This window comes from Spirosoma terrae (assembly GCF_010435915.1).
Lineage (GTDB): Bacteria > Bacteroidota > Bacteroidia > Cytophagales > Spirosomataceae > Spirosoma > Spirosoma terrae.
On sequence record NZ_JAAFZH010000030.1, the window covers coordinates 1 to 12656 of the forward strand.

Genomic DNA, 12656 nt, shown 5'->3' on the forward strand with positions numbered 1-12656 from the left:
CGTTTTTATGCTAATATGGTTTCGTGCGCTAATTCCTTTTTTATCTGACGACCTTGTTTCACCAGCTTGTGAATAAACTTCATTTTCTGGATCACTTCCTGGTTAAACACTTCCGGCACTACGTCCAGTAAGCCCATCGTGCGGTTCATTTCGTTAAGCTTCATCCCTAACTGTTCATACTTCAGCAGCATGCTGTCAAAAGGTGCTCCAAGGAAATCAACATTTTCCTCTTCTTCCAGAAGCAGATTAACGTTTTCAGCCGTATCCAGAATGGTAATCATTTCCAGATAAGCCCGGAACGTTTCCGCAAAATCCTCCCAGGGATGCATACTGGCATAGGCGCTGATATACCGATTCATCCAGTCGGCCGGAGGGCCTTGCTGATAATAGTGGTTCATAGCCGTTACGTAATTGACGGCGGCATGATCGCCAAAGGCAGCCTTACACTCGTCTTCGCATTTGTTCTGCACCAGCAATTGCCAATAATAATGACCGATTTCGTGGTGGAAATGACCAATCAATGTCCGATGCGATTCTCCAAAATCTACCCGCAGCTTTTCCCGCTCCACCGGATCAGCTTCTTCAATATTGATCGTAATAGTGCCGTCGGCATGGCCCGTAAATATCTTCTCCGCAATCAGGGCGTTGGCGCCTACCTGCGTGGTTAGCATTACGTCGCCCTTAAAATCGAAAACCAACGGAAGCGGAAAGCCCGAGTAGCGCGATCCATAGGGCAAGCCCAGACTATCCAGCGTATAGATAAGACGACGTTTGGCCGCTTCAAGTTTATGCCATTTCTGCTGATTGCCAGGCACCGACATATCGGGAACAATACGATTCAGGTTGCAACACGAACAATAGGCATCGGCCTCCTGCCACGTAGTGTTCACTACTATGGTTCGGTTGCAGACATTAAAGTCACGGTAATTGGAGCATTTTGTTACCGTTGCCTGACAATTGCTACAGCTATATGTATGCTCGTCGATTGGGTTGAGCGACCGAATTCCCTGACAAGCAGGACACCACCCTACTTCCCGGTGGCAATTAACACAGGTAGAGTTTTCAAAATGTAGCGTATTGCCGCACTGGCATGGGTAAATGTTCATTAGTCGAATTAAGTCTTGGTAATAACGTGAGTACGTTGGTGCAAATCCTATCTATAACCACCCTAGAGTCAAGTTGTTAGAATATAGCCGCAACTTTCTATTATTCAGGTAGAACGAACGTATTGACCATCAATTTACCTATTCTCAATACCCTCCCTACAGCCTGCCATCACTACACTGGCTGAGCCAATTGGCGACTATCGTCTTTAGTAGCTAAAATTGGATTTCCAGAAAGAATATTTTACCTAATCAAATAAAAACACAAAAAAAGTTGGCCAACTACCAGATACAGATAATTTTAACCCATAATCCTTCACGACACAGTATCCTCCGTATCCCACGCTTACATGGCCATCAAAGTCGCTATCTCTCATAAAACAGCCTATAAATTCGACCGTCTGGTTGGGCTTTCTCCGCACGTATTCCGGCTCCGTCCAGCCCCGCATTCCCGGACAGCAATTGAAGGGTACTCCTTTAAAGTTTTTCCCGAAAATCATTTTATAAACTGGCAGCAGGACCCATTTGGCAACTATCAGGCCCGGGTGGTTTTCCCCGACAAAACAAACGAGTTACGGATCGAAGTGGAAGTACTGGCCCGAATGGAAGTTATCAATCCATTCGATTTCTTCATCGAAGAATACGCCGAAACAATTCCGTTTCAGTACGATGCCCATCTGCAAACGGAGCTTACTCCCTATCTGGAAATCAATGAAGATGGTCCACTGCTGAGCGAATGGCTGGCCGAAAACGCGATTCCTGAAGCAACGCCAACAGTCAACTATCTGGTCCATTTAAACCAACGCCTGAATCAGACGCTGTCCTATAATATCCGAATGGAGCCCGGTGTTCAGTCCTGCGAAGAATCGCTGACGATACGTAGCGGTTCCTGCCGCGATTCGGCCTGGCTGCTGGTGCAGGCGCTACGTCACCTGGGCATTGCTTCCCGCTTCGTGTCGGGCTATCTGGTTCAGCTCACGGCCGATGTCAAATCGCTGGATGGCCCGTCTGGTCCCGAAGCCGATTTCACCGATTTGCACGCCTGGGCCGAAGCCTACATTCCCGGTGCAGGCTGGATTGGCCTCGATCCAACGTCGGGGCTTTTTGCGGGCGAAGGGCATATTCCGCTTTGCTGTACGCCACATTATAAAAGTGCGGCCCCGGTTACGGGAGCTACCGATATTAGTGAGGTAACCTTTGCGTATGAAAACCGGGTTTTTCGAATTCATGAAGACCCCCGCGTAACCAAACCTTATACCGACGAACAGTGGCAGCAAATTTTGCAAGTTGGGTATGACGTAGAAAAGGATTTGCAGGCGGGCGATGTGCGGATGACTATGGGGGGTGAGCCTACGTTCGTTTCCATTGACGATAGCGAATCGGCCGAGTGGAATTCTGCCGCCGATGGACCGCTTAAACGCAAGCTCTCCTATGACTTGGCCCTGCGGTTAAAAAATCGTTTTGCCCACGGTGGCCTGCTTCATTTCGGACAGGGCAAATGGTATCCCGGCGAACCGTTTCCGCGCTGGCAGTATGGCTTATACTGGCGAAAAGATGGTCTGCCGATCTGGCAAAATGATGATCTCGTTGCCAAAGAAGATCAAACCTCCTACACGTTTCGGGATGCTGAACGGTACATCCAGGAATTAACGAAATACCTGGGGTTGAGTGTCAATAACATTACTCCAACTTACGAAGATCCCATTTACTGGGCGCTCGAAGAAAACCGAATCCCGGTCAATCTCGACCCGTTAGACGTCGATCTGAGCGACCCCATCGAGCGCCGGGCACTGGCCAGCGTTTTAGAAAAAGGCATGAATAACCCAGCAGGCTTTGTCATTCCCGTCGAGTGGAATCATGAGACCAATGCCTGGACAAGCTGCGTGTGGGAATTTCGCCGGAAAAACTGCTTTTTGGTTCCGGGCAACTCGCCGGTCGGGTTGCGCCTTCCGCTGTCATCACTGCCACACGTAACGAAAAACCGCCGAAAGCAACCAGTCGAACGTAGCCAGTTTGAAGAACTGCCCGTTTTAGACAATTATCAGTCGGTTGTCGACAATCGGTACGGTACGGAAACCTCACCGTATCAGGCTCCCATCTGGCAGGAATACAAGCCGGAGGACGACAAAGCAACCAAGCCGAAAAAAGATTCGTCCGAAAAGACACCTTTGTTTGATGTCGATACGATACGTACTGCCATCTGCGTAGAGGCACGCGACGGCATCGTTTATGTATTTCTACCGCCTGTCGACTATCTGGAACATTACCTCGACCTGATTGCTTCGCTGGAAGCAACCGCCGAAAAGCTCCAGATGCCGATTCGGATTGAAGGCTATACTCCTCCCTCCGACTATCGGATTCAGAAGCTGGTCGTATCGCCCGATCCGGGTGTTATCGAGGTAAACGTACATCCGGCGGCTAACTGGCAGGAGTTGGTCGATAATACAACGGCACTCTACGAAGAGGCTTTTCTGTCGAGGCTGGCTACCGAAAAATTCATGGTCGACGGCCGACATACCGGTACGGGTGGTGGCAATCACGTCACCATAGGCGGAGCCAAACCGGCCGACAGTCCTATTCTGAGACGCCCCGATCTGCTACGTAGTCTGATCACGTACTGGCAACATCATCCGGCGCTGAGTTATCTGTTTGCGGGACCATTTATTGGCCCCACCAGTCAGGCCCCCCGAATCGACGAAGGTCGCGATGAACGGTTGTATGAAATGGAAATTGCCTTTGATCAAATTCCCGAAGAAGGCGACATTCCCTTCTGGATGGTCGATCGTATTTTCCGGAATTTGCTGGTCGATATTACGGGGAATACCCACCGCACTGAATTCTGCATCGACAAACTGTACTCCCCCGATTCATCGACTGGCCGACTTGGTATTCTGGAATTCCGGGCCTTCGATATGCCACCCCATAAGCACATGAATCTGGTGCAGACCCTGCTGGTACGCGCATTGGTGTCGATGTTCTGGAAACAGCCTTACAAGAAAAAACTGATTCGTTGGGGGACTGAACTTCATGACCAGTTTCTGTTGCCGCATTTTGTGTACCTGGATATGGTCGACGTAGTGAATGATCTGAAAGCAGCAGGCTATCAGTTCGACATTTCGTGGTTCGATCCATTTTTTGAGTTCCGGTTCCCGCATCACGGCACCATTACGGTCGATAACATTCAGTTGCAGTTGCGACTGGGTATTGAGCCCTGGCACGTACTGGGCGAGGAACTAGCCAACTCAGGAACCGCTCGTTTTGTCGATTCGTCGCTGGAACGATTGCAGGTAAAAGTGAGCGGCTTCGTCGAGGGGCGGCATATTTTGCTGTGCAATGGCTGTCGGGTGCCGCTACGTAGCACGGTCACAAAAGGTGAATACGTAGCTGGCATTCGCTACAAAGCCTGGAATCCGCCCTCGGCCCTGCATCCGACAATTGGCGTCGATGCGCCACTGGTGCTCGATATTATCGACACCTGGAATAGTCGGGTTGTGGGTGGCTGTACGTATTTCGTATCGCATCCGGGCGGACGTAGCTTTGATACGTATCCGGTCAATAGTTACGAAGCCGAATCGCGACGGATCAGCCGTTTCTGGGGCTTTGGCCATACCCCTTCCCAAACAGAAACCCTTCCGGCGCCGGTAAAACAACTACCCAGCGTATCGCGGTTTGTGGCCGAGCATAAGAAAGCACTGCGCGTCGATACACCGGTAGAACTCGTGAATCAGGATTATCCGCATACACTCGATCTGCGTCGGTTCTGGAAGTCAAAATAAACCTTGTTTGGTATGCCAATTCGATCAAAAAATAATAGGAAGTTTATAGTTTGAAGTTTGACCGTTTCTTACCGATGTTCGACATACATCGACCCTTAACCTATACACTTCAGACTACTTATTTAATAGAACATGGTTTCAGAATCGACCAGTAGTTTGCTAGACCTATACCGAACTAAACTTAAATCGTACGACGAGGTACTTACACCCGACGGCACCCTAAAACCTCATTGGCAAAAACTATTCGTTGCTCTTGAAAAAATCGGAAACGAAGAGCTGGAAAATCGCTCTCAGGAAATAAAAAATAAGATCCGGGAGAATGGTGTTACGTATAATATCTACCAGCGTCCTGGTGGGCTGAACAGCCCCTGGAAACTGGACCTGATTCCGTTTCTGATTGAACAGCAGGAATGGCGGATCATATCGAAAGGGCTCCAACAACGCGCCACCCTGCTCGATTTAATTCTCCGCGATATGTATGGCGAGCGGAAGATGATCAAAGACCGTATTCTGCCGCCCGAACTGGTGTATAATAACACTGGCTTTTTTCGGGCCTGCCACGATGTGAAGCAGCCGACACAAAATCAGCTGATCATGTATGCCGCCGACATGGCCCGTGGTCCCGATGGCCGAATGTGGGTGGTCGATAACCGTACTCAGGCTCCATCCGGGTCAGGATACGCGCTCGAAAACCGGGTGATCATCAGTAAGATCATGCCCGAACTGGCGAAAGATATGTATGTGAGTCGGCTGTCGCCTTTTTTTACGCAGGCTCAGCAGTCGATCTTCAAGGTTTTTCGCGAAAAGTCGGACTTCCTGAACGTAGTGTACCTGACGCCCGGCCCTAACAACGAAACCTACTTTGAACAGGCTTACCTGGCCTCCTACCTGGGCTACACGCTTGTTCAGGGCGACGACCTGATCGTTAAAAACGGTTTTGTCTGGGTAAAAGCCATCGATGGCTTACAACGGGTCGACATCATTATCCGGCGGGTCGATGATGAGTGGTGCGATCCGCTCGAACTACGGATTGATTCCAAACTGGGCGTACCGGGTTTGCTGCAGGTGATACGTAACGGAAACGTACTGGTTATTAATCCGCCGGGAACCAGCGCCGTTGAGAACTCAGCCTTCAGTGCTTTTCTGCCGTCGCTCTGCCGTTATTTTCTGGGCGAAGAATTAATGCTGCCTTCCGTGGCTACGTGGTGGTGTGGCCAGCCTAAAGAACTCCAGAACACGCTGGACAATCTGGGCAATCTCATCATCAAAAAAGCCAACCGAAAACAGGTTTTCCGCTCCGTTTATGGTAAACAGTTGTCGGCCCGGCAACTTCAGGATCTGCGTGCTCAGATTCTCCAGAATCCAACCGAATACGTAGCCCAGGAGGAAGTTAGTTTCTCGACTACGCCCGCCTTTGTGGATGGCAACATTGAACCACGCTACGCGGCCATACGCGCTTTTCTGACCGCAACGCCCACCGGCTATCAGGTTATGGATGGTGGCCTGACCCGAAGTTCGGTTCAGAAAGACAAATTTTCGTTTTCGAACCAATACGGCAGCGTCTCGAAAGATACCTGGATCATCTCGGATGAAGCCGAAATTATTCGCGAACGTATCCAGTTGCCCGCTACGGCCTACCAGCAGCCACACTCGTCGTTGCCCAGCCGTAGCGCTGAGAATCTGTACTGGGCCGCTCGTTACAGCGAACGTAGCATGAGCGCAACGACGTTCCTGATGATAACGCTCAATGCGCTCAATTTCCAGCGAAACTTCGGGATTCAGACCAAAACGCAGCATATCGAGATTCTCCTGAAAACAGTATCCAGCCTGATTCAGGTTGAACCACATTTCTCGGACGAGAAAAAAGAATACTTCAAAAATCCGTATCCAATCATTGCCGAAACAATTTCCAGCGACACCCAGAGCGGCAGCATTACGTCGTCGATCCAGTCGTTTTTACGGGCGATGATATCCGTTCGTGAGCGCTGGAATAACGTAACGTGGCGCACCATTGATGTTCTTGAGCACATCAATCAAAAACTTCAGCAAATCAGCCCCAATCAAAACCCAAACGATATTCAGAATACGCTGAATGATTTACAGAGCAACCTGTTTACATTCTACGGTATCGTTAACGAGTCGATTCCGCGTAATCACGGCTATTATCTGTTTGAGACGGGGAAATTGATCGAGCGTATTCTCTCAAAAATCACCATACTACGTTCCATCTTCAGCATCAAAACGGAGCCATTCATCGAGAACGAATTGATGGAAATCGTGCTGATGAACCATTTTGCGCTGTCGCACTATCGATCTACGTATAAGACAAATTTTGAGAAAGAATACGTATTGGACATGATCCTGCTGGATCGACAGATTCCATCGTCGCTGTCGTATCTGCTCGATTCGCTGGACCATAGCATCAGTCAGCTACCCCAGGCATCGGAGCGATTGAGCAAAGCCAGAAAGGCTATTCTGGAAGCCGTTACGTGTATTAAACTTATCGACGTGGCCGACATCGCTACGGTAGAACCCAGCACGCAGGTTTACGAAAAACTGAGTATTGTTCTTTCGCACGTTTATGATTTAATCCTGTTGGTATCTGATTACACGACCAATCAATACTTTAACCATACGGCTACTCAACACTCCATAACCGAAACCATTGTCGATCTGGAAAATGACCTATAGATTACTGCATAAAACTCAGTACGATTACAGCGAGAACGTGAATAATTATCACGGATTAGCCTGCGTTATGCCTCAGAATACATCCCGCCAGATACGTAGTGATTTTTCCCTGACGATTTACCCCGTCCCCGACGAAATCTATACCCGCAAAGATTATTTCGACAATACGGTTCATTATTTCTCTATTCACAAGCCCCACAATAAGCTCGTTATTCTAGCCAAAAGCACACTCGAAACGCATCCGTCCCTTCACCCCGATTCGCCGATGACAAATAAGGCAGTCCGGGAAAAACTTCGTACCGATCCTTTGCTGAAAGATGCGCTCCTCGACTATATGCTCCCGAGTCAGTTTGTTCAGTGGGACGATGAAATCAGGCGTTTTAGCCTTGATTGCTTTGATGATCATGAGCCATTTTATGACAGTGCCCGGCTCCTGTGCCACAAAATTTTCAAGCAATTCACCTACGTTCCGGGCTTTACTACCATCCACACACCGCTAAAAACGGTGCTACGGGAAAAGAAAGGTGTTTGCCAGGATTTTTCGCACCTGGCCATTGCCTGCCTGCGTAGCATGGGCTTTGCCGCCCGCTACGTCAGCGGTTATCTCGAAACACAACCACTGCCCGGCAAGGAAAAGTTACAGGGTTCCGATGCCACCCACGCCTGGGTGTCGGTCTACGTACCGAAAGTGGGCTGGTGCGATTTCGACCCAACCAATGACCTTGTCCCGCAGGAACAGCACATTACGACGGCCTGGGGACGCGATTTCGGGGATGTATCGCCGTTGAAGGGGATCATTTTCAGTACCGGCAAGCATACGTTCCGGGTGGAAGTCGATGTGATACCAATCTAACGATCAACGACTTACCTGCTCAACGACTTTTATTTTTCCTGATACATGTAAGGGAAGATAAAAATTCATGCCGGTTTGCTGTTGAATATCGAGCAAGGCATTCGTGGTTTCTATACTACTCAGCCCCATTGCCTGCCTTACTTGATTCGCCCTGTCACGCTCCTGACCGGACAGTGTTGATGCCAGATAACCGGCATGATTGTCTTTATGCGCACTTTTGATCGTAACATACCAGTTGTCAATCTTCGCGAAATCATAAGCTGATAACTGCCCTGATTTCACGGCATTCCATAAGCGAGGTCTGATAGATGGATACAAGGTGTCTTGTGCGGCATACGTCTCACTAATCGAATTATGATGGCTCAGAATTACGGATGCCCACGTATCGCTGCCAATCAATTTTTCACCAGGATAGCCGTGTCGGCTTATGATCTGTTTTAGGTCGGCCAATTGCCGTTCACTATGAGGAGCAAACCGGTTTTGGGCGTATCTGTTCTGGCCATTTGCACTAAACCGAAACAAAGCCCCTAACGCTTTACGCTGATCCTTGCTAAACATTTTTTTGACAACCTTCCGAACCTCCAGATTCAGGTTTTTCTGATGTTCCTGCTCCAGCAAGGTATACTCTTTCTTCAGACTTTTCCATTGAGAATAGCTTTTCAGAGGCTCTAGAAACTTATTTTTTTGAATTGATTTCCAAGTCCATCCACTTAAGATACCCTTCTTAAGATAGTCAAAAGCTTTGTCAGGTTGACCCACTTGCAAAGCTAGTTGAGTAGCGGCCTGATAATCTCGCCGAAACACAAAGCGATACTGGTTGAACACATGCTCATAACCGGTTAAGGCTTCCTTATACTGCTTATTAGCAATTGCCAGCTGCGCCCTCGCTATTTGTTGATGATAGGCAATGTAGGTAGTGTCCCCAACGGAAGGCGATTGAGACTGACAATTGCTGTGTAGGGTTACAAGCAAGCAGAGATGTAGGAGAAGTTGATTCATAAGGCGAAAAGGTTATCAACTAAGTAACGCCTGAGAAAATCTCTCTGTATCGCTTTAAGATTCTTTAACGCGTGTCGACACTACGCCGTGTATTACAAGAGCTACGTTGAATTGGATTTGTCTTACTGGCAGAAAAATCAGTGGTGTACTGCCTAAACGACTAAAAAGCCGCGAAACCAAGGGTCATCGCGGCTTTTCTTTTCTCACTGAAAATGGAGACGTTAACGATTTATGATGCGGGATAGCCCTCAGCAATCATAAATCCGATTATGCTTTTTCTTCGTCGGTATCAGTGGTCGAAACCTCGGCGGTTTCTTCCGGAGCGGCTTCCGCTGACTCTTCGGCTTTGGCTTCGAAAATTTCGGGCGCGTGCTGCCGGAGAATACCGTACCAAACAATTAGTTTTTTAATATCAGCTGGCCGAACACGCTCCCGATCATACTCAGGAACAACCTCGCCCATGAAATCGGCCAGTTCGCTGTTGGAGCCTTTCGGATCAACAGTCAGCGTTTCGCCATATTTGTCATTAATTGCCAACAACACATCAGCTAGCGGAACCGACTGGTCAGCCGTATCGACATAAATCGAGATGTCGTTCAGCACCGATACCCGAGCCGTTGGCCCCATCATTGTTTTCGCCTTTTTATCGTCAAGGGTTTCAACAATAACGCCGTTCCGGCTGGGTTTAAGAATCCGAAACAGACCGCTATGACCGGCAATGTTGGCAATTTGTTTTAATGCTTCCATAGAGACTTTGTAAAATGGTAACGCCCGTTTTGGCCGACGTATTGCCTTTTTTAATGAATGATTAATACGTAAATACTCCGTTTACCTGGCCAAGACCAAAGCGTTTACTTCTTCTTGTACGCCTGATTCAGCGGCCGAATGAAGGAAAGAATCTCTTCTCGTCCCGCAGCCGTAACGGCCGACGTAACAAAAATCTGCGGAGCTTCTTCCCAATATTCCAGCAATTTAGCTCGGTACGTATCCAGGGTTGCCTGTAGCTTTGCTGGCCCCAGTTTTTCCGTTTTTGTAAAAACGATTACGAACGGAAGCCCTTTTTCTCCCAGATTGTACATAAAATCCAGGTCAATTTTTTGTGGTTCAATCCGGGAATCGACCAGCACAAAAATACACAATAGATTGGGGCGCCCCGTCAGATAGCCATCGATCAGCGCGGCAAACTTTTCCCGGTCGGTTTTGCTGACCTGGGCATAGCCGTAACCCGGCAAATCGACCAGATACCATTCATTATCGATCACAAAGTGATTGATAAGTTGCGTTTTACCGGGTTTGCCCGAAATTTTGGCCAACGATGTTCGTCCCGTCAGCATATTAATAAGCGACGATTTCCCTACGTTCGAACGACCAATAAATGCGTATTCTGGTCGATCAGGTTTAGGGCATTTGGCCGGATCGGAGTTACTAACAAAAAACTCGGCTTGTTTAACTGGCATAAGCGTTGGAACTAAATCGGGTGCAAAGGTCGGAAAGATTAAGGAAAATGGCACACTGTTTGCCTTTTGAGAAAGTGCCTATTAATTTGCTTATTCAAAGGCCCGGCAGAAACGAAAATGATCTTCCGGTACGTTATTCATCCGAAACTCAGTAAATAAACCGGTGTTTCCGGTCCGAGCGCATGAAAAAAGTTATTTGGTTCCTGACTATCCTATTCGTTGGATTCGGTTATTCGGCCACGCAGGCTGTTCCTCATGGCGGCACTAAACCAGCCGTCAAAGAAGCTCCAGAAGGCATTCAGTTCACAGAAGCGGCCTGGAAAGACATTCTGAAAAAAGCGAAGGCAGAAAACAAGGTCATATTTCTGGATGCCTATGCCAGCTGGTGCGGCCCCTGCAAACTGCTTCAGAAAAATGTATTCACGAAGAAAGCCGTTGGCGATCTCTACAACACCAAGTTCATCAACGTAAAAATGGATATGGAAAAAGGCGAAGGCCCTGCCCTGTCGCAGGTATATCCGCTGGAAGCTTATCCAACACTGCTCTACATTGATGGCAATGGTAAGGTTCTGAAAAAGGTGGTTGGTCTGCAAACTCCCGAAAACCTAATCGCTATCGGTAAAAGCGTTAAATAGTCCGTCGGCTGGACGTTCACGTCCGGGATACGTCAGCCACTTATTTGTTCTTGATAGTAGTCGACTCAAACGGGTCGACTATTTTTTTGTCTGCTAGTTGAATGAACTGCCCTCTTGCCACGATTACGATGAGGCCGCTGATCCCCAAAACGATTGCCGCTACTATCATCTGAGCAGTCAAAGAATGACGTAATACGTTCAGTACGGCCAGATTGATGAGCAGTTGAAGGAGTGCGTACACCAACGAAACACGCAGGTGACTCCATCCAGCCCGATGAACCAATAGCTGAAATAGATGAAGCCGATGAGCCTGAAGAACCGGCTGCCGGAGATAGAACCGATGACTAATCGTTGAAACGGTATCGACCCCATAAAGAGTCAATAGCAAAATAGGCAGCAAGCTGTGCGTCAGGAGTATAAGTTGCGTGCAGGCAGTCAAAACAATGAACCCGATTGCGATACTACCCACATCGCCCGCAAAACAAATGGCCTTCCGCCGGGCATTGAAAATGCTAAAAACCAACACAGACATGAATGTAAACGGCAGTAACGAATCGACGAAAAACGAGTCGGCCCGGTATGCCGACAAACCGTACCAGAATGTTCCTATGGTAACAAGGCTATAAAATGCGGTCATACCATTAAGACCATCCATAAAATTATAGGCATTGATAATACTCACCCCTACCAACAGGGCTAGTGCTACCAGCCAAACGCTGCCGGTCAACAGCGTTGATGGGATGACGATTCCATACAGCAGCATAGCTACGGCCATCATCTGGATCAAAACCCTAACCCATATCGGCACGAACGACACGTCGTCCCAAAAGCTGACGGCCGCTACGCAAGTTAACCCCATAAAAACCCAGGCATAAGGGAATCCAGTATAGGCGAAGGCAATCGCAGACGCCAGCCAGCAGATAACCCCTCCCCCACGAATAACCCGTTGATCGGTATGGGCGCTACGTTCGTTTGGTTTGTCGACAATACCCATACGGCGTGCTATTCGCAGGTAAATCAACTCCGCTATTATCAATCCAATAGTCAGTGCTACGTAATACGTTACGTTCATCGAAAACAATCGAGTACAGGACGCGGCTTCCAGCCCAAAGCCTGGCGGGCGGCATCATCTGAAAAGGTTA

9 protein-coding genes are annotated in these 12656 nt (G+C 48.5%); 4 read left to right on the top strand and 5 right to left on the bottom strand.

The window, feature by feature from the left end; genetic code table 11:
* Nucleotides 1-5: 5 nt before the first annotated feature.
* Nucleotides 6-1106: a zinc-binding metallopeptidase family protein gene (locus GK108_RS30675; RefSeq protein ID WP_163955423.1), complete on the bottom strand. Its 1101-nt coding sequence runs from the start codon at nt 1104-1106 to the stop codon at nt 6-8.
* A 347-nt stretch (nt 1107-1453) separates the two neighbouring features.
* Here GK108_RS30675 and GK108_RS30680 point away from each other — a divergent pair, with 347 nt between their 5' ends.
* The 3 genes from GK108_RS30680 to GK108_RS30690 all read left to right on the top strand — a co-directional run bounded on the left by GK108_RS30680 (nt 1454) and on the right by GK108_RS30690 (nt 8423).
* Nucleotides 1454-4879, top strand: coding sequence for a transglutaminase family protein (locus GK108_RS30680; RefSeq protein ID WP_163955424.1), 3426 nt, complete (start codon nt 1454-1456; stop codon nt 4877-4879).
* A 132-nt stretch (nt 4880-5011) separates the two neighbouring features.
* Entirely contained in the window at nt 5012-7570 is a 2559-nt protein-coding gene (locus tag GK108_RS30685) for a circularly permuted type 2 ATP-grasp protein (RefSeq protein WP_163955425.1), read from the top strand.
* Nucleotides 7560-8423, top strand: coding sequence for a transglutaminase family protein (locus GK108_RS30690; RefSeq protein WP_163955426.1), 864 nt, complete (start codon nt 7560-7562; stop codon nt 8421-8423). Before GK108_RS30685 ends, GK108_RS30690 begins: the two co-directional genes overlap by 11 nt.
* Nucleotides 8424-8426: 3 nt before the next feature.
* Here GK108_RS30690 and GK108_RS30695 read toward each other — a convergent pair whose 3' ends face one another.
* The 3 genes from GK108_RS30695 to yihA form a co-directional block, all read right to left on the bottom strand.
* Nucleotides 8427-9422, bottom strand: a complete 996-nt coding sequence (locus GK108_RS30695) for a hypothetical protein (protein WP_163955427.1) — start codon at nt 9420-9422, stop codon at nt 8427-8429.
* 267 nt (nt 9423-9689) lie between these two features.
* Nucleotides 9690-10169 (bottom strand): DUF5606 family protein, encoded by a 480-nt coding sequence (locus GK108_RS30700; protein ID WP_163955428.1) that lies wholly within the window; start codon nt 10167-10169, stop codon nt 9690-9692.
* A gap of 104 nt (nt 10170-10273) precedes the next feature.
* Nucleotides 10274-10879 (bottom strand): ribosome biogenesis GTP-binding protein YihA/YsxC, encoded by a 606-nt coding sequence (gene yihA / locus GK108_RS30705; protein ID WP_163955429.1) that lies wholly within the window; start codon nt 10877-10879, stop codon nt 10274-10276.
* 182 nt (nt 10880-11061) lie between these two features.
* On the opposite strand from yihA, the gene GK108_RS30710 reads away from it, so the two are divergent.
* Complete coding sequence (locus GK108_RS30710; protein WP_163955430.1) at nt 11062-11514, top strand: thioredoxin family protein; 453 nt, start codon at nt 11062-11064, stop codon at nt 11512-11514.
* Between the two features lie 40 nt (nt 11515-11554).
* On the opposite strand, the gene GK108_RS30715 is transcribed toward GK108_RS30710, so the two are convergent.
* Nucleotides 11555-12586, bottom strand: coding sequence for an MraY family glycosyltransferase (locus GK108_RS30715; RefSeq protein WP_163955431.1), 1032 nt, complete (start codon nt 12584-12586; stop codon nt 11555-11557).
* Between the last annotated feature and the right edge of the window lie 70 nt (nt 12587-12656).